Annotated in this window: 14 protein-coding genes and 2 tRNA genes; 7 read left to right on the forward strand and 9 right to left on the reverse strand. The window is 41.6% G+C overall.

Annotation, left to right across the window (positions count from 1 at the left end; genetic code table 11):
- Window positions 1–559: 559 nt before the first annotated feature.
- The 5 genes from B2Z67_RS09495 to B2Z67_RS09515 form a co-directional block, all read right to left on the reverse strand.
- Window positions 560–2,404 (reverse strand): SusD/RagB family nutrient-binding outer membrane lipoprotein, encoded by a 1,845-nt coding sequence (locus B2Z67_RS09495; protein WP_291529586.1) that lies wholly within the window; start codon window positions 2,402–2,404, stop codon window positions 560–562.
- Between the two features lie 34 nt (window positions 2,405–2,438).
- Window positions 2,439–5,636 carry a SusC/RagA family TonB-linked outer membrane protein gene (locus B2Z67_RS09500; RefSeq protein ID WP_291529587.1) on the reverse strand — a complete coding sequence of 1,066 codons (3,198 nt, stop codon included), beginning with the start codon at window positions 5,634–5,636 and terminating at the stop codon, window positions 2,439–2,441.
- Window positions 5,637–6,366: 730 nt separating this feature from the next.
- A tRNA-Ser gene (locus B2Z67_RS09505) sits at window positions 6,367–6,451 on the reverse strand.
- A 103-nt stretch (window positions 6,452–6,554) separates the two neighbouring features.
- The gene (locus B2Z67_RS09510; protein WP_291529588.1) at window positions 6,555–7,844 is read right to left on the reverse strand and encodes an outer membrane beta-barrel protein; all 1,290 of its coding nucleotides are present in this window, start codon (window positions 7,842–7,844) and stop codon (window positions 6,555–6,557) included.
- Between the two features lie 11 nt (window positions 7,845–7,855).
- Complete coding sequence (locus B2Z67_RS09515; RefSeq protein WP_291529599.1) at window positions 7,856–8,404, reverse strand: RNA polymerase sigma factor; 549 nt, start codon at window positions 8,402–8,404, stop codon at window positions 7,856–7,858.
- 176 nt (window positions 8,405–8,580) lie between these two features.
- Between B2Z67_RS09515 and B2Z67_RS09520 the strand changes: the two genes are divergently transcribed.
- Complete coding sequence (locus B2Z67_RS09520) at window positions 8,581–9,288, forward strand: NigD-like protein (RefSeq protein WP_291529589.1); 708 nt, start codon at window positions 8,581–8,583, stop codon at window positions 9,286–9,288.
- A 14-nt stretch (window positions 9,289–9,302) separates the two neighbouring features.
- Complete coding sequence (locus B2Z67_RS09525; protein WP_291529590.1) at window positions 9,303–10,247, forward strand: metallophosphoesterase; 945 nt, start codon at window positions 9,303–9,305, stop codon at window positions 10,245–10,247.
- 96 nt (window positions 10,248–10,343) lie between these two features.
- On the opposite strand, the gene B2Z67_RS09530 is transcribed toward B2Z67_RS09525, so the two are convergent.
- Window positions 10,344–10,431, reverse strand: a tRNA-Ser gene (locus B2Z67_RS09530).
- Between the two features lie 121 nt (window positions 10,432–10,552).
- On the reverse strand, window positions 10,553–11,692 hold the full coding sequence (locus tag B2Z67_RS09535; protein ID WP_291529591.1) for an acyltransferase family protein: 1,140 nt from the start codon (window positions 11,690–11,692) through the stop codon (window positions 10,553–10,555).
- 273 nt (window positions 11,693–11,965) lie between these two features.
- Here B2Z67_RS09535 and B2Z67_RS09540 point away from each other — a divergent pair, with 273 nt between their 5' ends.
- From B2Z67_RS09540 to B2Z67_RS09555, 4 genes are all read left to right on the forward strand, one after another.
- Window positions 11,966–12,361: a YtxH domain-containing protein gene (locus B2Z67_RS09540; protein ID WP_291529592.1), complete on the forward strand. Its 396-nt coding sequence runs from the start codon at window positions 11,966–11,968 to the stop codon at window positions 12,359–12,361.
- A gap of 24 nt (window positions 12,362–12,385) precedes the next feature.
- Complete coding sequence (locus B2Z67_RS09545) at window positions 12,386–12,955, forward strand: helix-turn-helix domain-containing protein (RefSeq protein ID WP_291529593.1); 570 nt, start codon at window positions 12,386–12,388, stop codon at window positions 12,953–12,955.
- A 115-nt stretch (window positions 12,956–13,070) separates the two neighbouring features.
- Complete coding sequence (locus B2Z67_RS09550; RefSeq protein WP_291529594.1) at window positions 13,071–15,290, forward strand: heavy metal translocating P-type ATPase; 2,220 nt, start codon at window positions 13,071–13,073, stop codon at window positions 15,288–15,290.
- A 71-nt stretch (window positions 15,291–15,361) separates the two neighbouring features.
- On the forward strand, window positions 15,362–17,491 hold the full coding sequence (locus tag B2Z67_RS09555; protein WP_291529595.1) for a Tex family protein: 2,130 nt from the start codon (window positions 15,362–15,364) through the stop codon (window positions 17,489–17,491).
- Here B2Z67_RS09555 and B2Z67_RS09560 read toward each other — a convergent pair.
- Window positions 17,409–18,332, reverse strand: a complete 924-nt coding sequence (locus B2Z67_RS09560; RefSeq protein ID WP_291529596.1) for a CPBP family intramembrane glutamic endopeptidase — start codon at window positions 18,330–18,332, stop codon at window positions 17,409–17,411. The two genes, B2Z67_RS09555 and B2Z67_RS09560, sit on opposite strands and share 83 nt — an antisense overlap.
- 120 nt (window positions 18,333–18,452) lie before the next feature.
- Here B2Z67_RS09560 and B2Z67_RS09565 point away from each other — a divergent pair, with 120 nt between their 5' ends.
- Window positions 18,453–19,517 (forward strand): leucine-rich repeat protein, encoded by a 1,065-nt coding sequence (locus B2Z67_RS09565; protein WP_291529597.1) that lies wholly within the window; start codon window positions 18,453–18,455, stop codon window positions 19,515–19,517.
- A 109-nt stretch (window positions 19,518–19,626) separates the two neighbouring features.
- Here the strand turns inward: B2Z67_RS09565 and B2Z67_RS09570 are convergent, their stop codons facing one another.
- Window positions 19,627–21,240 carry an ABC-F family ATP-binding cassette domain-containing protein gene (locus B2Z67_RS09570; RefSeq protein WP_291529598.1) on the reverse strand — a complete coding sequence of 538 codons (1,614 nt, stop codon included), beginning with the start codon at window positions 21,238–21,240 and terminating at the stop codon, window positions 19,627–19,629.
- Between the last annotated feature and the right edge of the window lie 435 nt (window positions 21,241–21,675).

Below are 21,675 nucleotides of genomic sequence, written 5' to 3' on the forward strand. Positions count from 1 at the left end.
GCGTGAGGGTAGAGTGAGGGTAGAAGTTACCCTCACTCTGTTTTTTGCATACAATTCAGTCGTAACACGTTGATATACAGTACTTAAACGGGATATATATGGTTCGTGGACGGGATATAGGCGGTGCGTGAACCACATATATCCCGTGCGTGAACCACATATATCCCGTTCACGAACCGCATATATGCGGTGCAAATACCATATATATATCTTGACTTGTCAATTTGGAAAGTGTTCTGAATAGGGGTATACTAAGATAGTATTATTATACGATTCACAGAGTATTGGTTTTAACTCCTAACGAAGTGATAACTACTTTAACTACAGTATGAATAATGCAGGATAGAATAGGCGGAAGATAAATAGGTATCCGATTTTATATTATTCAAAAACAGCCGATTCTCACGAACCAGCTGTCCTAATCATCATCTATGAATGAAGACGGTTAAGTCTTCAATTTCCATTATTATGTTACTATTGGCAATATAGCCAATAAAAATGAGACAAATAAAGTTTTCACAAATTCCATATTTTAAATGAAATTAAAATTACATCTACACTATGGTTGATTAGAATCCCACCACACCGGTATAGTACAAATAGTGTTACTATTATACCATGCCGGACCCTCTGCACCGGGAACCTCAGCACCTATTGCAGAAAGACTTTTAGTGTTGTACTGCAACTCATACGAAGCCTGTTTCCAACGACGGGGGTACTCACCTTCAGGACAGTAAGTAAAACCGGCAGGAGTAGTTCTGTAATAAAAAGGTTTATCCCAATTCATAAATACATCAGTACTAAAGTCATGGCGACGCATGTCGTTCCAATTCTCGTTAGAGAATGGCATAGAAAGCAATTTCTGAGTCATTATCTTACCCATAGTAAGATCAGCGGAAGTTCCCAAACTATTATTCAAGAAATTGTCAATATCCGCCTGTTCAATATGAGAAAATGATGGACAAGATTGCAAATTTGGATAACCGGAAGCCCATATATCAAGTTGCTCGTTAACAGCATCAATACTTGCTTTAACACCATCCCTATATGCCGTGAATGCTCCTGATTTATCTCCCTGACGGAAAAGGACTTCAGCTTTAATAAAGCAAACCTCTGCATAAGAAGCCATATAGGTAGGACTTGTAGCCCGAGCAGAATATACACCACTGAGTGCAGAGCGCTCATTACCGACAACAAAACGGCGAAGAAGATCTGGCTCACCTCCATATCCCGTACTACCACATTTCATATACACATAAATTGTATCGCCTTGACGGGATGAACTATTACAATACCAACTCTGGGTCTCAGTATTGAACGACGGTGCATAAGGGCCTGATTGGCTTAAAATATCAGTTTGCAAATCAACCCCCATTGAACGACGCCACATACCATCATCTGACCACTTGATATCGGCGGGAGTTGTAGCTCCCTTAACAGAACGGGTCCAAGGAATAAACTTGTCAGCACGCGGATCCTCTATACCCTTACCATCGAAATTAGTCAAATTATCGTAATAACATTTAGTGATATATACACCATTATTCCCGCCAATAACAGAATAGATGGCAGAATAATCCACCGGTTCATTCCAACCCAGCACATCACGAGAAGCTTGATTGATATCCGGATGTCTGATAATAGTATTGTCAGCATTGCTTTGTTGAGCCTTAGCCAAACAGCTAAGAATCTCTTGGGCATCGTATTTACCATCTTTATAACTACCAGCCTCTTTCTTAACCAAGTGGTTCAGCCAACGAGCCTTAAGAAGATAGCACATTTTAAGCCATTTGCTCGCATCACCTCCATTCCAGCTATCGCCGGCAACCAATGCTATAGGGACAACACCGTCTACAGTTTCTTGTGGTTTGGAAAATAACTCAATAGCCTCATCAATGTCGGCAACGCAACCAAGGAATATAGTCTTACCGTTATCATAAGCAGGAGAAGGATTGGCACCAAACGCATCGTTATAAGGAACTTCACCGAATAAGTCTGTAAGCATCATAAATCCATAAGCGCGAAAGAACTTGGCAGCACCGGCATAATGATAAGCTCCGGCTTCCATTGCCTGATTGTATAAGTCGTTACAGTTCACACCTACTTGCGTGTAAAACCACTGTTGTGCATTAGCTGCACGAGTTCCGGCATTAAGTTGCCATTTTGCAGCTGCTCCATCACGGGTATCCGTACGATATAAATGACCGCAATAGAAAGTTGAATTAGCAGCAACAATATGGTAAATTTGGCTCATATAAAATTGCATCCAAGGTACACGCTGATGAAATTGAGCGTCAGTAGATATAGGAGTATTCGGATTGGTGTTTACATCAAGCCAATCACTACATGCAGAAAGCGATACGCAAGCTGCCACTCCGAGAATTATTTTTTTATATAGTTTCATATTATATTCGATTTTTCTTACAATTAGACAATAGTTAGAAAGTCAAATTAAAGCCAAAGGCAAAACTTGCTGTCGCAGGAACACCGCAATAGTCAATACCCACTGAAGATGATCCAACTATACCTGATCCTGCAGCTGCAACTTCCGGATCGCCATTATAATTGGTCAAGAGAATAAGGTTGTTAGCGGTAGCCGTAACAGAAGCACGCTTGAAAACCTTTGTCTTGGCAAGTAAAGTTTGGGGGAAGTCGTATGAAAGTGAAATCGTGCGAAGACGAAGCGCATTGACTTTCGTCATAAAGTTTACCGACTCGTGAGGATAGATATCCTGATAGTATTCTTTAGAAATAATCATTCTACCACTTACCTCTTTACCATTGTAAATATAAGTTTTGTCAGCTTCAAATACATTAGTTACAAATTCACCGTCTACATTCACACCTGACACTTCGATTCTTTCACGATTAAGAGAACGCTCACTCACACCAGCAGCCGTCATAGCAAATTCCGTACCGTTATATACATGACCACCTACACGGAATTCCCACAACATATTGAGTGATAACCCTTTGTATGTGATTGTATTATTCCAACCACCAACGAACTTAGGTTCACGATTACCTATTTCAAGATTAGTAGATAAGTTCTTAGCAGGAAGACCGTTTTTATCAAGCTTCAAACGACCTTGATCATCACGTTGCCACTCACTACCCGAAATTGCCATAAAGTTACCATTAGGGAATGATGCAGCCTTAGCGTTACCCACCTGAACATCTGTTACATAAAGAAGTTCGAGACCTTCCATCAGGTTCTTAACAGTACCACGGTTACCACTTATGTTAAAAATAGATTCCCATATCCAGTCTTTGGTTTGAATAGGAGTACCACCGATACTGAGTTCCATACCTTTATTATATACATCACCGGCATTAACAGAACGAAGAATATAACCTGTTGCATTCGACAAACGAGGCGACATGATTTGGTTAAAAGAGTTATTCGTATAATACGCATAATCAACCTTCAAACGATTATTGAAGAAGCGCAATTCAAGACCTATTTCGGTAGCTTCCGTAATCTCAGGTTTCAACGCAGCATTACCGGCTTGCCAATAGTTACTTACACCGGAAAGACCGCCTATGAACGATTGGCTTGGCCACAAGGCGGTATCCAACGCATACGGGCTTGTATCCTTACCTACGCGCGCCCAACTTGCACGGAGTCTACCAAACGACAACCAGCCTAATTGGGGAAGGAATTCCGTAAATACAACACTACCGCTTACAGAGGGGTAAAAGTAAGAACGGTTTTCAATAGGTAATGTCGAAGACCAGTCGTTACGACCTGATACCGTCAAGAATACCGTACTCTTCCAGTCGGCCCGGAATTCACCAAACGCACCAACAAGACGCTTCTGGCTGCGGGCGCTTGAGAAGTCGCGGTTTTCATTTGTCGCATTATCAAATGCATAGAAATTAGGCACTTCAAAGTTCCATGCCATTCTATAGTTAGTCCAAGTGCGAGTATCATCGGTAGAAGTACCAAGCATCAAGTTCAAATTAAAGTCACCGAACTGCTTAGAGAAGTTTGTCATCAAGTTCGTAGAAAGATATCTGAAGCGATAAGAATTCTCGCTATACATACCTTCTTGCCATGCCAGTTTATAAACGCCGCCTGCACCAATTGTTTTTGAATCGTCAGTTGTATAAGCGTCAATACCCATCCGATAGCTGACCCACCACCAATCGGTAATATCAGCCCTGACGTTGAAGTTACCGGTAAAGCGTTCGGTATTATCTTGCAGCTTATTCTTATTAACAATCCAATATGGATTATCTCGTTCGTTGACTACATCCTTACGATCGCCAAACATACGGTAGCGAGTACCATCTTCATTCAAATAATGGCCCATATCATCGGTAGGCGACCAACGATATGTCTCTATCATTGCACCCGAACCGTTTGAACCAAAAAGACCTGCGGAAGTAATAGTCTTATCGGTATTCGCCTGAGAGTATGCTACATTTGCGCCAAATGTGAACATTTTCCACTTTTGTTCACCATTGAAACGTATGGTTGCTTTTTCATAACCTGTAGTTGGAATAATACCATCCTGATTGTAGTAAGAGCCTGAAAGGTAAAAATTACTGTTTTGAGAACCACCTGCTACGCTTACGCTGGTATCAAAAGCACCACCTCGTTGAAAGAGATTACCGATATTGTCATAAGTAGGAGTACCGGCGGTTACAGGTGCGCCCCATGAATTATAGTCGAAGTCATTGAATACGGTTCCCGTATAGCTACCATCCGCAGCGTATTGATCTTCAGCAAAACCTCTTCCATATTTTCTTTGAGTCTTAGGAAGAGACGTAGCCCATTGTGAAATATACTTAGTAGAAAAGTTTACCTCAACAGCACCTTCTTTTCCTTTCTTGGTTGTAATGATCACAACACCGGCAGCAGCACGAGAACCGTAAAGTGCGGCTGCGGCAGGACCTTTAAGGATTGACATATTCTCAATATCATCCGGATTAATATCCATCACACGGTTTGCCTGGGTAGAAGCAGTTGACAAACTACCATCAAAAGCCGAGTTACCAACCACCGTAGTAGAGTTATCGTAAATTACACCATCTACAACAAAAACCGGTTGGTTATCACGTTCAAGCGAAGTACCGCCACGAAGAATAATTTGAGCGCCCGCACCTGCCGCACCACCACCTTGTGTAATGTTAACACCGGCAACTTTACCAGCCAAGGAGTTGATTGGATTTGCGCTCTTATTTCTCATAAGCTCCTCCGCACTCACATCATCAATAGCATAGCCCAATGACTTACGTTCTTTTTTGATACCCATTGCCGTTACAACAACTTCACTCAATGTCTGCGAGTCATCTTGCATAGTCACAGCATAAGAAGTAGCGCTTGTCACCTTAACCTCAATACTTCTATAACCCACAAAAGATACTACCAGTGTACTGCCCACTGAAGCATCTACTGAAAAATTACCATCAAGGTCTGTCACCGAACCTGTGCCGGTACCTTTCACTAATACGCTGGCTCCAATGATTGGTTCACCTGTCGCGTCTACAACTTTACCCGTGATTTTCTTCGCTTGCTGAGTACTTTGGGAAATTGGTGTGGCTTCTCCATCAGCAGCACTTGCTGAAAATGGAGAAGACATCCCAAACAATGCAAGCAACACTAATGATAGGCAATGATTTCTTTTCATAAGCTTAATTATTTGGATTTGTTTGCGAATATATAAATTAATTTAGATATTACTAACAATACAACATTAAAAAAATACTAATATAGTATAATATATTTGCTTTTTACATTCACGATCAATATTCTCAATTAAGTAAGATCAAGCCAATTCATCAATAACACATTATGTTATTAATTACAGCACAAATACATCAATTAGAAACAATTTTAATCATATATCATTGATAATACTGATTACACACAGCATAATACATCATTTTATCATTGAATCTTTCACCTAAAAACAACATAGTTATACAGTAATTATACTAATTTAAGACTTATATTAATAATAAAAGTAGAGCGAGAAGTTTCTTTTAACTCAATTTCTAATAAGCTATTGACTTATTAGAAAAATAATTTCGAACTATTAATAAAAATGAAATACGTAATAAGAAGGAGCAAGTAGAAATTGCCGGCGGCGGTTTCTTTAAAGGTGATTCAAATACTATTTGAATTTACTACGTAGTAGTGTATCAACTACTACGTAGTAATGACCCAACTACTACGTAGTAATTGACCAACTACTAGTAAGTAATTGACTAACTACTACGTAGTAGTTAGTCAATTATTACCACGCAAAACTGAAGTTATTTACCGGATACCTAAAAGGCATAAAAAAAGTACCCGAAGGTCCTAATACTGGATTCCTTTTCGGGTACTTTACATTTAAGTCCTAATCTATCTTTTTGCGGAGAGACAGGGATTCGAACCCCGGGTACCTCTCAGTACAACGGTTTTCAAGACCGCCGCAATCGACCACTCTGCCACCTCTCCAAAACTCCTTTACTCAAAAAGAAGCGCTTTCTTAGTTAAGCGGTGCAAAGGTACTACTATTTTTGAATTTGCCAAATATCATTTCATAAAAAACTATACTTATTTAATAGGTCAAGCGAATACCCGCCTGCAATGTAAAGTTAGTCGGACTATCTTTTCGTATGGTTTCTATAGCAGAACCATCATCAAAGAAATAAGAAACACCGGGTTCCACATACAAACCAACCCTGTTACTAACATTATATTGAGCACCTACCGCACCCATAATCGAGAACTGCAAAGGCTTCACTGTTTCTTTATCAGAACCAATCTTACCATATACGCATTTCTCTATCGCACCACCTGCAGACATGTACACATTTACACGTTTCTCATTTACAAAACTCCAGTTGGCACGTACGGGAATACCCACATAGTGTAATTTTTGGTTAACCTTCTCAGCGCTTCTTTCATACGTAATCTCCGATGACAACATCGTATAAGTCAATCCTGTTTCTACAGAGAACCCTTTCGGCAAAGCCTTCCGGACAGATATTCCAAAACTGACAGGCTGTTTGTGTTTGATATCCTGAATCTGAGGTACACTCTTCCTTAAATAGGGTACACCATTTTCAAAAACAAGTTCTTGATCTTCAGGAATGTCATAAACGCCATTGACTGTATTCGATAAATCTAATTTGTCCGCATACACCAGTCCATTACTGGAGTTTAAATACCCCATATCATTATTCATTCCATTATTCAAGATGGAAAGTCCACCGGTATTTCCTACAGATAACCCGAGCGCCCAACCTTTATTCTTGGTTGATGACTTTTCCGCTATAGGCAAATGCAACTTGTCTTTATTGGAAGGATGGTATTTTTCCTTTTTTCCTGAAATTGAAGAAACATCTTCCGTAGTTTCCTGTTTCATTTCCTCTTTCGTATCTTCCGCGTCTTGTTGAACAAGCCCTTTTTCATTTACTTCCGTCGTTTGTTTATCTGTGTTTTCCTTTTCCAACTGTTGTGCAACAAGAAGCTGGCGGTTAGGCGTCCTTTGCTCCGGCATTCTTCTGATTACAGGTTCTGACTGTTCTGTTTGAGCAGCAGGTTTTACCGGTTCAGGCATCCCGTCAGGAATCAGTACCAACGCAGGCTCGGCCGAACGACGCACATCATCTACCACCGGACGCATCAACCACAAACTGACTGATGATACCGCCACCAGCACAGCGGCAACAGCCGCCACTGCCCAACGACGAAATACAATTCGCTTAGACATTCCGGTAGCTTTGGGCGGAGCAGAAGGCAAAGCCTTCTCCAATCGTTCCCAACCGGAAACAGGTAACGGTTCGGAATAATCTTCCAACCGTTCTTTTATCTTTTTCAACCACAATTCATCATCTTTCATCATACGTCCTTTCTTTAAATATTATTCTTCATCCATCCTCGCACTTTGTTAGCCAGAGTTGCTCTGGCACGTGTCAACTGCGAAGCCGATGATTTTTCATTTATACCCAGTATCCGGGCTATCTCTTTATGAGACTTTTCTTCAAATACATACAAGTTGAATACGGTGCGATAACCGGCAGGCAATTCACTGATAAATTGCATCAGCACCTTTTGAGGAATAGCATCCACTGTCGAGGCATCAGGTTCTTCATACGTTTCGGAAATATTATCCAATGCTTCCGACTGGTTCATTACATCATTCTTCCGAAAATATTGCAATACCGTATTCACCATAACACGCTCCATCCACGCTCGCAAGGAACCATTGCCCCGCCAAGTGAATTTATCAAAAGAATCGAAAAGTTTCAGGAAACCGTCGTGCATCAAGTCTTCCGCCGTTTCACGGTCACCCGCATAACGGAAGCACACGCTGAGCATTCGCCCTGCATACTGCTCGTACAGTTCTTTTCGGGCAAGGCTATCACCTTGCCTGCACCGTTCTGCAAGTTCCTGTTCTTCCATTCTTTCCTTTGACACGCGTTTAATCTATAAAATGCTACAAATATATAAATACTGCACAGAGAGAACAAATAATTAGTTCTTTTATATCTTTAACAATCAAATATGCAGTATTTCCATACTTATTGCGTTTCTTGGATACATTAAAAGATAGAATTAACCCCAAAAACTCACAATTTATGAAGAAGCTAAAATTATATTTGGCAGCATTCACGCTTATATGTCTAACAATACCGGCATTGCAATCATGCATGAACGATGATAACAGTAACCTTCGCTCCTACCTCACGATTGGTACTTTAAATATAATTGAAGGTAGAGAATACTATTTCGACTTGGACGATGGTGATAAAATGTATCCCGGCGATACGACTCACGTTCACAACTATACATTAATAGACGGGCAACGCGCTTTCATCCATTTTTTTCCGTTAGAAGAGGATATCCCCGGTTATGAGTATAATGCACAGATTGTAGAAATCGAAAACATATTAACAAAGCCTATCATTCCGCTTACTACAGCAACAGCCGACAGCATTGGCAACGACCGCATCAACGTAATCAATTTATGGATTACAAACAATTTCCTAAATATCGAATACCAATTCTTTCACAGTAATAATGAAGATAAAAAGCACATGCTGAACCTGGTTATCAACGAAACACCTGACGCTCCGAGTTCGGAACCTGATTATATCAATCTGGAATTCCGGCACAATTCGTACGGTGACGTACAACGTAAACTATTCCAAGGAGTAGTATCATTTAAACTCGATGAAATCGCCGGGCAATTGAATAAGAAAGGACTAAAGATACTCGTCAACAGCATTTACGACGGCAAACGTACCTACACGGTGGAATTCAATAAAGGAAGTTCTAACACATAAGAATCACTTATAGCATGAAATTAATAAAGAGAGTTTTTTATATTACTATATTACAAATCATTATACCATATTGTTCTTTTGCCGGAAATGGCACTCCTGATATAACCGAAACAGTTAATAAAGATAGTATCATCAGATTTGGAATTATTGCAGATATTCAATACTGCAACTGTGACAGAGCCGGAAGCAGATACTACAGGAATTCATTGACAAAGCTGGATGAATGCATCGACAAGCTGAATGAGGAAAAAGTGCAGTTTACTATTAATTTAGGTGATTTGGTAGACAGGGATACACCATGCAATTTAGATTCAGTGCTCTCCCGCTTATGCAAATTGAACAATACGGCGTACAACCTGACCGGAAACCATGACTATGGGAATATACAGGATAACGAACAGCTATATAAACGGCTCAATATGCCTGGCCAATATTATTCTTTTCGCAGAGGTAACTGGTGTTTTATAATGCTCAATACAAATGAAGTTGCGCCGTACGCCAACGTGGAAAACACTGAAAAGGAAGCGGAATTAACGGATATGCTGCAAAAAATAAAAGAAGAAAAACGTTCAAACGGAGCCGGCTATAATGGAGGAATAAGTAAAAAACAAATGCAGTGGTTAGAACAGGAGTTGAAAAAGTCACAACGGAATTCCATAAACACACTGATATTTTCACATCATCCTCTCTATGGAATTAATGGTTTGACAGCCCTGAATGATTTGGAAATAATAGATCTTCTATCAAAATATTCCGCCACTGTGAAAGGGGTAATAAGCGGGCATCATCACGCCGGAGCATTTGGTTTTTATAAAGATATACCTTTTATCACTGTCGAAGGAATGGTAGAAACAGAAGCAATTAATGCTTATGGGATTGTAACAATATACCCGGACAAAGTAGAATTGAAAGGAACAGGTAGAACCAAATCTCGCACAATCTTATTAAATCGCAATTAGATATTTACGAGAAAAATGAAACAAGCACCCGTAAGATCCTTTTGGGGATTCCTTTCGGGTGCTTGTTCTGTAAATCATGATTTCCTATATTTATTGCGGAGAGACGGGGATTCGAACCCCGGATACCCTTTAGGGGTATACACGCTTTCCAGGCGTGCCTCTTCAACCACTCGAGCATCTCTCCTCTTTCGGGGCGCAAAAGTAGAAGAAGTTTTCGGAATATTCAAATTTTGAGCCTATTTTATTTAACTAAACTGTTATATCTACCCATAACTCACTTGTTACATTCATGAAAAACAAGCAAGTTACTTACTTTTAGATTTCAAAAATCGTTTAGCTAAATACTTGCGAACTGGTTCATCATACAGTTTCAAACAGATATAAGCTAAGAGTATGCTTCCTATAACTACCGCTAAAGCTCCGTATACGGACTCCCCGAACGTAAGTTCTTCATTCTTAACCCATGCATAATACAGATAAATAAAAGGATAATGCACCATATACAAAGGATAAGATATATCTCCCAGAAACTTACATATCCGGTTCGTATACTTATCAGTGATTCTACCGGAAGCTCCCCAATAAACTATAAGCGGAAAAAACAGTGCAAAACAAAGCGTATCATACAAACCATTCATCCATAAATGTTCGGATCCGCCTATACGCGGAACAGCTAACAGAAGAATCACTAAGATGCTACATTTCCAGAAAGATCCCTTTATATGAGCAGGTTTGAAGATACGGGATAAAAGCAATCCGGCAGAAAAAGAATATAATATGCGAAAAGAGCCACACGTAAACTCTGTTCCTGTCAGCGAATATCCGGCGCAAATATCACCATAAGGGCCAAAGATACTAAAGGTAGCTAACCCACACCCGGCTACAATGACCAACACCGTAAGCGCTCTCGTAGAAAACTTACGAATAAACAAGACATAGAGTATGTTTCCAATATATTCAAAAAGCAAAGACCAGCTCGGACCATTCAAAGGATACATTTCTCCCAAACCCCGAACTTCGGTGCCGGGTGTGGCAGGTATTAACATTGCATTGATAAATGTAGCTATAAACAGGGCTAATACCGTGACCTTTGAAACATCCCATACCGAACACCCTTGAAAATAAAACATAATCGCTCCGATAACAGCTCCCATGACAACCATCGGATGAAGACGGATGATTCTACGTTTGATGAAATCTTTCATAGTCATTGTTTTCCAACGATCGTCATAAGCATAACCTATAACGAAACCGGACAGAATGAAGAAAAAATCAACAGCCAGATAACCGTGATTAATCTTCTGGTCTAAGTGACTTGTGGCATAGGCCTCGAATATGTGAAACCATACGACTGTGATAGCAGCTATCCCGCGTAGTCCGTCAAGGATAATGTAATGCGGCTTTGTATCTACAAAAGCTGCGGAAGGAACCTGTGTTTTTAGCATGATATAGAATGAACTTTCTATTATGTATAATATCAATGATTAGTATAATCAGCCAAAATTACAGTTTAAATTTTAATTCTCCAAGCTAAGAGTGAGAAAACTGATTATATAAAGCAATGACTTGTTGACATACCGACCAAACACCTTTTGATTTGCTTGTAAAGATATAGACGGTTCTTTGTTCTGTATCTCAAATATTTAGTATTTTTGTCGATGATTAGCATTAACCTGAAAAGATTATGATAGATATAATATAAACCAAAAGTAAAGAATATGAAAAAGATTATGTATGTATTTGCAGTAGCTGCCTTATCCTTGTCCTTCTTATCATGCAGTGAAAAGGCTAAAAAGAATGCTAACGACGCAATAGACGATGCGAATGATAAAATCGAAGATGTAACTGAGAAAGTAGTGGATAAGGTTAGCGATGCGGCGGATAATGCCAAAGATGCCTGGAAAGACACTAAAGAAGATGTCAAGAAGGGCGCTAAAGATGTAAAAGAAGGAGCCAAAGACGCTATTGACAGGATGGGCAAACAGGCAGATAAAGTTGCAGACAAAGCCAAAGACGCTTGGAAAGACACTAAAGAAAATGTGAAAGATGCTGCTGATAAAGCAGAAAAGGGGATTAAGCAAGTAAGCGACAGCATCAAAAGTAAACTTAAATAGGACAGAGATAGATTGTCGACGTATATGCCATACAATACAATATACATCAAGAACATGGTCTGCAACCGTTGTATTATGGTTGTGGAGGATATATTGAAGAAGCTGGATATCGTTCCCGTTTCCGTTACGCTTGGTGAGGTTCTGTTTGCCAAGGAACCGGACGAAGGCAAACTGGATGAACTGAAAGAAGCGTTACGGACTATCGGTTTTGAATTGATTGATGACAAACGCAGCTGCCTGATTGAGCAGGTGAAAAAAGTGATTATCGAACTTGTACACTACAACAGTAACGGCCTAGAAACCAATTTATCGGATTATATTGCTGCTAAGACACATCATGGCTACAGGTACATTAGCAACCTGTTCTCGGAAATCGAAAATACCACTATCGAAAAGTATTTTATCGCGCAAAAGATTGAGCGGGTGAAAGAGTTATTAGTGTATGACGAACTGAATCTAAACGAAATAGCCGATGCACTCAACTATTCGAGCGCAGCACATCTGAGCGCTCAGTTCAAGAAAGTTACAGGTCTTACGCCCAGCCATTTCAAGCAGATAAAAGAGAAAAAGCGCAAGCCGTTGGACAAGGTGTGAATGAAGCATTTCCCTATGCGAAGTGTAAAAGATATAAATTATACCGTGAATTATATAACAGATTTGCCATTCGCTGTGTCTACCTTTGCAACGTCAAAATTTAAAATATAAAGTAATGGTAAATCATAAGACTATAAAACAAACGTTCCCCGTACTGGACATGAGTTGTACAGCTTGTGCCGTTAGAGTCGGTAAGTTGCTCAGCTCCCAGCCCGGAGTAAGTTCCGCTGATGTAAATTATGCATCGGCGAATGTCGTAATAGAATACAACCCATCGCAGATTTCACCCGAAAAGCTACGAGAGGCTGTGCAAAGCGGCGGGTATGACTTAGTCATCGAGACCGGTGAAGACACCGAGATACAGCTCGAGGAAGTCCGCACCAAGAAATTCCAACGGCTGAAACGGCAAACCATATCGGCGATTATTCTCTCCATTCCCCTTGTCGTAATCGGTATGTTCTTTATGGATATACCTTACGCCAACGAGATTATGTGCGCACTCTCCACTCCGGTAGTGTTCTGGTTAGGACGCAGATTCTTCATTGACGCATGGAAGCAATTGAGACACCGGACAGCCAATATGAATACATTAGTCGCCCTCAGTACCGGCATCGCATGGCTGTTCAGCCTGTTCAACATGGTTTTTCCACAATTTTGGCTATCTCATGGCATTGAGCCGCATGTCTATTTTGAAGCATCAAGCGTTATCATCTCATTTATTTTGCTGGGACGACTGTTGGAGGAACGTGCCAAGGGCAATACCTCGTCGACCATCAAAAATCTAATGGGACTGCAACCCAAGAATGTTACCATAGTAGATGAATCAGGCGTACAAACAGAAGTTCCCATTGGCCGTGTGCGCACGGGTGATGTTGTCATGGTGAAGCCGGGTGAGAAGATTGCTGTTGACGGCGTAGTTATGGATGGAAGTTCATACGTCGACGAAAGTATGCTCAATGGCGAGCCAATACCGGTACTCAAGGAACGGGATGCGAAAGTTTTTGCAGGAACAATCAATCAAAAAGGAAGTTTTCGCTTCCGCGCCGCCAAGGTAGGTACAGATACGGTGCTGGCGCAAATTATCCGCATGATACAGGATGCGCAAGGAAGTAAAGCTCCGGTACAAAAACTGGTGGATAAGGTTGCAGCGATTTTTGTACCGGTGATTATCAGCATTGCGCTATTAGCATTTGTCTTGTGGATTACGCTCGCCCCCGCAAACGGCTTTACACACGGATTGCTCGCATTGGTTACCGTACTGATTATTGCCTGCCCGTGTGCACTGGGATTAGCGACTCCCACCGCCATTATGGTCGGGATTGGTAAAGGTGCAGAACGTGGTATTCTGATAAAAGATGCGGAAAGCCTCGAAATCGCCAAGAAAGTGAACACGATAGTATTGGACAAAACCGGAACGATTACCGAAGGTAAACCTGTCGTTGCAGAAATTGTCTGGCTCCATGACAACGACAGTCCGAAGAGTATCTTTTGCGCCCTCGAGCATCACTCCGAACATCCGCTGGCTGAAGCTGTCGTGAACTATTTCGGCAATACTTCCGCCGTACCATTAGAGCACTTTGAAAGCCTGACCGGAAAGGGAGTAAAAGGTATCATCGAAAAAGAAACATGGTTTGCAGGCAATGCTGCTCTTATGCTCGAAAACGGTATCATACTCGACCCCGCATTAAAAAGGCAAGCGGACGAATGGACACGTCAGGCAATGACGGTGATTTGGTTTGCCGATAGCAAACAAACATTGGCAGTAACAGCGATTACCGACAAAATTAAAGAGAACTCGGCAACAGCAGTCGTACAACTCCAACATGAAGGTATTGAAGTGTGGATGTTGACGGGCGATACCGAAGCCGCCGCCCGTAAAGTCGCTGCTAAAGCAGGAATCAAACATTTCAAAGCAGGCGTTCTACCTCATGAAAAAGCCGGATTTGTGAAGCAGCTACAGGCGCAAGGGAAGGTTGTGGCAATGGTTGGCGATGGTATTAACGACAGTGCGGCACTCGCTCAGGCAGACCTGAGTATTGCAATGGGCGGCGGAAGCGATATTGCTATGGACACGGCTAAAACAACGATTATTTCATCCGATTTGATGAAAATCTCCGAAGCGATTCGCTTGTCGCGCCTCACCGTTCAAACGATACGCCAGAATCTTTTCTGGGCGTTTATATATAATATAATAGGTGTTCCGGTTGCGGCAGGGATACTGTTCCCATTCACCGGCTTTTTACTTAGCCCGATGATTGCCGGAGCGGCTATGGCGCTGAGTAGCGTCAGTGTTATTACAAACAGCCTTAGGCTGAAAACTAAAAAGATAAAATAAATCTGCGTAATCCTGCATAATCTGCAAATGAAAAATAGTACTTTTGGCACTCATTATCCAAAAAACTCAATATGACACATTTATTTCATCAAATGATTTCTGCCATTCTTGGCATCTCCGAAAAACAAATCGCCCATACGCTTGAATTATTGGACAATGGGGCTACCATTCCCTTTATCAGCCGTTACCGAAAAGAGGTTACAGGAGGACTCGACGAAGTACAAATCGAAGCTATCAAAACGCAATACGAAAAACTGAACGAAATCGCCAAGCGGAAAGAAACCATTATCAATACCATCAATGAGCAGGAAAAGATGACTCCGGAATTGCAAACGCGCATTGATGAAACATGGGACAGTACAATACTTGAAGACATTTATCTGCCCTACAAGCCCAAACGCCGGACACGCGCCGAAGTAGCCCGTCAGAAAGGACTCGAACCACTCGCCACCCTGCTGATGTTGCAACGGGAACCCAATCCGGAGAAACGTGCAGAGGGTTATGTAAAAGGAGATGTCAAAGATGTAGAAGATGCACTGAAAGGCGCACGGGATATTATTGCCGAACAGGTGAGTGAGGACGAACAAGCGCGCAACATTGTACGTTTCGCTTTTTCGCGCCAAGCCCTTATTACCGCCAAAGTAGTGAAAGGAAAAGAGAGCGAAGCTGATAAATACCGGGATTACTTTGACTTCAGTAAACCGCTGAAACGATGCACTTCACACCAACTACTGGCTATTCGCCGTGCCGAGTCCGAAGGATTACTGAAAGTCGGCATAAGCCCTGATGACGAGGAATGCGTCGAACGTCTGGAACGCCGTTTCGTCCGTAACAATAACGCTTGCGGGCAACAAGTGGCTGACGCCGTACAGGATGCTTATAAGCGCCTTCTGAAATCTTCCATCGAAACGGAATTTGCCGCACAAAGCAAGGAACAGGCGGATGAAGAAGCCATCCGCGTATTTGTTCAGAACCTGCGTCAATTGCTACTTGCTTCCCCGCTGGGACAAAAACGGGTAATGGGCATCGACCCGGGCTTCCGTACAGGTTGTAAAGTGGTATGTTTAGACGCTCAGGGCAACCTGCTGCACAACGAGAACGTCTATCCGCACATCTCTATCGGCAAAACTCAGGAAGCAGTAACCAAAGTGCAGAAGATGGTAGAAGCCTACCGGATTGAAGCAGTTGCCATAGGCAACGGAACAGCAAGCCGCGAAACGAAGAATTTCATAAGTGGCATAACCTTCAAACAAGACTCACTACAGATATTCGTAGTAAGCGAACAAGGCGCCTCCATCTACTCGGCATCCAAAATAGCCCGCGATGAATTTCCGGAATACGACGTCACCGTACGCGGAGCAGTTTCCATTGCACGCCGGCTGATGGACCCATTGGCAGAGCTGGTAAAAATTGACCCGAAATCCATCGGCGTAGGGCAATACCAGCATGATGTAGACCAAACGAAATTAAAAAAGTCTCTGGATCAGACTGTAGAAAACTGTGTAAACCTTGTCGGAGTAAATCTCAATACGGCAAGCAGCCACTTACTGACCTACATTTCCGGTTTAGGCCCTCAACTGGCACAAAACATAGTGAACTATCGCGCTGAAAACGGTGCATTCGCTTCGCGTAAACAACTGATGAAAGTACCGCGCATGGGAGCCAAGGCTTTTGAACAGTGTGCAGGTTTTCTGCGGATACCACAGGCAACCAATCCATTGGACAATTCAGCGGTACATCCCGAAAGTTATTGTATCGTGGAACAAATGGCTCAAGACCTGGGTTGCAGTGTGGCAGAGCTTATGACCAATAAAGAACTCCGGTTGAAAATCAAACCGGAAAGATACCTCTCTCCCACCGTAGGCATGCCGACCTTGAAAGACATCCTGCAAGAGCTGGAGAAACCGGGACGAGACCCGAGAGAAACAATCAAAGCATTCGAATTCGACAAGAACGTCCGTACTATCAATGATTTGCGCGAAGGCATGGAACTTCCCGGCATCGTAGGAAACATAACAAACTTCGGCGCTTTCGTCGATATAGGTATCAAGGAAAACGGACTAATCCACCTTTCGCAGTTAGCCGACCGTTTCGTTTCAGACCCGAATGAGGTGGTGTCTATTCATCAACATGTTCGGGTTCGGGTGTTGAGCGTAGATATGGATCGGAAGCGGATTGCCTTGAAGCTAATTTCAGAATAATCACAGTAGCTATAATCATCAACGCGGTGCATACAATGGAACCTTCAAAGCCAAAGTCACCGCCGTTGATGATGTTTTTCTCCGGCAGGTTTATAGTCAACAAAGAAGTACCATATTGCCCTCCGCTTACCGCAAAACCAAAAATGGGACCTTGCAGCCAGTTCCAAAAAATATGGAGGACAATAGGGAACCACAAATTACGCGTATAAATATAGGTAGCCCCCAGCAACAGCCCCGCCAACAGAATATTCAGAAAGGCTATAAATGAGAAATTAGGATTAAAGAAGTGCATCAAAGAAAAAAGCGCCGCCGAAATGAACAATGCAACAAAGCGATTGATGCCTGCATTCAGCAAACGCCCCAATACAAAACCTCTCGACATCGTCTCCTCCAAAATGCCAACTAACAGCATCACGATCCAGGACATCAACAAAGTATCTCCTTGAAATTGCACTCCGGTTACTTCAACCTCTCCCAACAGCAACAGAATTCCAAAACCGACTACATAAAGTATCAATGCGGTCAACATTCCCCACATGATATCTTTAGACCGCCCCTTCAGCGATAATCCCAAATCTGAAAACGGCAGGTGATCCCAATATTTTAATAAGATGAAAGCGGAGATAAAAACACCCGCCAACATACAACACCTTATCACTATATTATACAACAGCCTATTTTCTCCCAAGACCGGAAATAGTCCCAATAAATCGCCTATAATAAAAGAAAATACTCCTGTTATGAACATCATCAAAAGGGTATATACAATGATCTTGGCTGCCACAACTAAATAAGTGAAGACTCCCGTTGCTTTCAAAACAGGATTTGTGCTTTCATCCATTGGTTCCATCTTTTTTGTTTTTATATGTTAATACTCCAGCAAAAATACCTATAAAATTAAAAACACAAAATTATTTCTCACAAAAATCGTATATTTGTCTAAAACACATCCATAACTGTTATGAAACTCAAGAAAATATTTGCAATTATATTGCTGGCAGCATGTACCGGCGCAACAATCGCCCAAAATACCGGCATATCGATTAATGCTAAAACACTTTTCGTTGCTAAACCCGGTACTTTAGTATCCCTGTTTACCGAAGATGAAGCCAACAATATTACCCATCTCACTTTAACCGGAAAGCTGAATGTTATTGATTTCCGTCACTTACGCGATGAATTCAAAAAATTGCAAGTACTGGATATATCCAATGCATCAATAAGTGCTTATGCCGGCAAAAATGGTACCTATTCCAATCATTTTTATATTTACCCACCCAATTGCGTACCTGCTTACGCATTCTGTTACCCCCTAAATGACAGTACCTTTACTGGAAAAGCGACACTCCAGAAAATTATTCTTTCAGAAAAGATTAAAAATATAGAAGATGCGGCATTTAAAGGATGTACGAATCTGAAGATATGTCAGTTGAAGAGGAAGACCGCTCCCAATCTATTGACAGAAGCGTTGGCGGACAGCATAACAGCTATCTTTGTACCACTGGGCAGTAGTGACTCGTATCGTGGAAAGAAGAATTGGGGTACTTTCTCCATTATAGAAGGCGAACCGACGGAAGCATTTATACAAGTAGGATTGATGGGAAGCCTTGCCGATGAATTGGTAAAAGCAGGCCTGCAACCCAAAGATGTGAACTTCCTGACTGTAGAAGGAAAACTGGACGCAACCGATTTCCTCTTGATACGCGACTATATGCCCAATCTTGTAGCCGTTGATTTAAACAAATGTAACGCTACGGCTATTCCGGAATATACATTCACGCAGAAGAAGTATCTGTTGCGTATTCAGCTTCCCAACAACCTGAAAAGTATTGGGCAAAGAGCATTCAGCGGCTGTGGTCGCCTCTGTGGTACATTGGAATTACCTGCCGGAATAACGGCTATCGAATATGGTGCATTTATCGGATGTGATAACCTGCGTTATGTAATGGCTGTAGGAAAACAGATTACAACATTGGGAGATAATCTGTTCGGGGACGGTAAAAACAAACTGATATATAAACAGTGATAAAATTAGGGAATAGTGTTTAGTGACAAGTGATTAGTAAGCTGTACAATTACACAGTACATATTCCGCATGCAATGCTTATCACTAATCACTTACCACTAATCACTAATTATAAATACATTCTCGCCTTCAACTCCTTTATATGATCCGAAGTAATATATTCATCATATTCCATCATCTTATCAATAATACCATTCGGCGTCAATTCGATAATGCGGTTGGATACGGTCTGAATAAACTCGTGGTCATGAGAAGAGAAGAGAATATTACCTTTATAAGTCTTCAGGTTGTTATTGAATGCCTGGATGGACTCCAAATCAAGGTGATTGGTCGGAGTATCCAAAATCAGACAGTTAGCATTGCGCAACTGCATACGGGCAATCATACAACGCATCTTCTCACCACCTGATAATACACTCGCTTTTTTCAATACTTCTTCACCGGAGAACAGCATACGTCCCAGAAAACTTTTCATATACACTTCGTTTCCTTCGCCGAACTGGCTCAACCAGTCAACCAGGTTCAAGTCCGTATTAAAATATTGAGTATTATCCAGCGGTAGATAAGCAGTTGTAATAGTGACACCCCAGTTAAAGGTTCCTGAGTCCGGTTTCATCTTTTCATTGATGATCTCAAATAAAGATGTCATGGCGCGAGGGTCGCGTGAAAGGAATACAATCTTATCCCCTTTCTCTACGTTGAAGTTTACATCACGGAAAAGCACCGTACCGTCCTCTAAAGTCTTAGTCAGACCGGAAACTTCCAGGATTTGGTTACCCGGTTCACGTTCCGGAGTAAAGATAATGCCCGGATATTTACGGGAAGAAGGCTTAATGTCTTCAACATTCAGTTTCTCCAACATCTTTTTACGACTGGTAGTCTGTTTGCTCTTTGCCACATTCGCACTGAAACGACGAATAAATTCTTCCAATTCTTTCTTTTTCTCATCAGCCTTAGCCTTCTGGTTTTGCTGCTGACGCAAAGCCAATTGACTTGACTCATACCAAAAACTATAGTTACCGGAAAAGAGATTGATCTTACCATAGTCAATATCAACCGTATGCGTACAAACAGAATCAAGGAAGTGACGGTCGTGGCTCACAACCAGCACAGTATGTTCAAAGTTTGAGAGATATTCTTCTAACCAGGTAACAGTTTCCATATCCAAATCATTGGTAGGCTCATCCAGCAATAAATTATCAGGGTTACCGAAAAGCGCCTGCGCCAACATAACGCGTACCTTTTCCTTACCGCTAAGGTCTCCCATCAATAAATAATGCTTATCTTCCTTAATACCCAGTCCGCTCAACAGGGAAGCCGCATCACTTTCAGCATTCCAACCATCTAATTCCGCAAACCTTTCCTCCAGTTCGGACACTTTCAAACCGTCCTCATCCGTAAAATCTTCCTTGGCATAAAGAACGTCACGCTGTTTCATGATATCCCACAGAATCGTGTGTCCCATCATCACGGTATCCATCACCGTAAATGTATCCCACTTAAAGTGATCCTGGCTCAATACGGAAAGACGCTCGCCCGGACCTAACATGATAGAACCGGTGGTAGGATCCAAATCTCCGGATATGGCACGCAAAAAAGTGGACTTACCGGCACCATTGGCACCAATGATGCCATAACAGTTACCACTTGTAAATTTCAGATTTACATCATTGAACAACACTCTTTTACCAAACTGTACGGAAACGTTAGATACTGTAATCATTGATTTATTTATTTTTAGCGATTTACAACAAAATACCTATTACTTTGCATTTTGCGGGTGCAAAGATAGTGCAAATCGAGCGTAAAACTTTCATGCTCGCATGAAAAAAGTTTTTCCGAGATGCAGCCTATCTTATTTAACCTGTATTATTCATAACTGCAAGAGTTAAGGAGTTGTCAGATTGACAATTTGTATTTTTAATCGCCTGAGAATGCGATATTTCCGCCCAAAGGCAAGGGCGGTTGGAAATATCGAAGCGAAAATCAGTAAGTGACAGACTGACAGGGAGATATCGAAATACGTACATTTATTCTGGAACAAAACATCTCCTGAAAAGGGATTGATAAGGGGAAAATAGGATAGAATAAGCCAACTACTTACAGGTAACAAGCCAACTACTTACAGGTAATTAGTGATCTACTTATAGATAGTTAG

It is taken from the genome of Bacteroides sp. UBA939 (assembly GCF_002293435.1).
In the GTDB taxonomy this organism is placed as follows: Bacteria; Bacteroidota; Bacteroidia; order Bacteroidales; family Bacteroidaceae; genus Bacteroides.

Bases quoted from the DNA above. Each gene is read 5' to 3' on its own strand.
- B2Z67_RS09495 (WP_291529586.1), bottom strand. From the start codon at position 2,404: ATGAAACTATATAAAAAAATAATTCTCGGAGTGGCAGCTTGCGTATCG.
- B2Z67_RS09500 (WP_291529587.1), bottom strand. From the start codon at position 5,636: ATGAAAAGAAATCATTGCCTATCATTAGTGTTGCTTGCATTGTTTGGG.
- B2Z67_RS09510 (WP_291529588.1), bottom strand. From the start codon at position 7,844: ATGATGAAAGATGATGAATTGTGGTTGAAAAAGATAAAAGAACGGTTG.
- B2Z67_RS09515 (WP_291529599.1), bottom strand. From the start codon at position 8,404: ATGGAAGAACAGGAACTTGCAGAACGGTGCAGGCAAGGTGATAGCCTT.
- B2Z67_RS09520 (WP_291529589.1), top strand. From the start codon at position 8,581: ATGAAGAAGCTAAAATTATATTTGGCAGCATTCACGCTTATATGTCTA.
- B2Z67_RS09525 (WP_291529590.1), top strand. From the start codon at position 9,303: ATGAAATTAATAAAGAGAGTTTTTTATATTACTATATTACAAATCATT.
- B2Z67_RS09535 (WP_291529591.1), bottom strand. From the start codon at position 11,692: ATGCTAAAAACACAGGTTCCTTCCGCAGCTTTTGTAGATACAAAGCCG.
- B2Z67_RS09540 (WP_291529592.1), top strand. From the start codon at position 11,966: ATGAAAAAGATTATGTATGTATTTGCAGTAGCTGCCTTATCCTTGTCC.
- B2Z67_RS09545 (WP_291529593.1), top strand. From the start codon at position 12,386: ATGCCATACAATACAATATACATCAAGAACATGGTCTGCAACCGTTGT.
- B2Z67_RS09550 (WP_291529594.1), top strand. From the start codon at position 13,071: ATGGTAAATCATAAGACTATAAAACAAACGTTCCCCGTACTGGACATG.
- B2Z67_RS09555 (WP_291529595.1), top strand. From the start codon at position 15,362: ATGACACATTTATTTCATCAAATGATTTCTGCCATTCTTGGCATCTCC.
- B2Z67_RS09560 (WP_291529596.1), bottom strand. From the start codon at position 18,332: ATGGATGAAAGCACAAATCCTGTTTTGAAAGCAACGGGAGTCTTCACT.
- B2Z67_RS09565 (WP_291529597.1), top strand. From the start codon at position 18,453: ATGAAACTCAAGAAAATATTTGCAATTATATTGCTGGCAGCATGTACC.
- B2Z67_RS09570 (WP_291529598.1), bottom strand. From the start codon at position 21,240: ATGATTACAGTATCTAACGTTTCCGTACAGTTTGGTAAAAGAGTGTTG.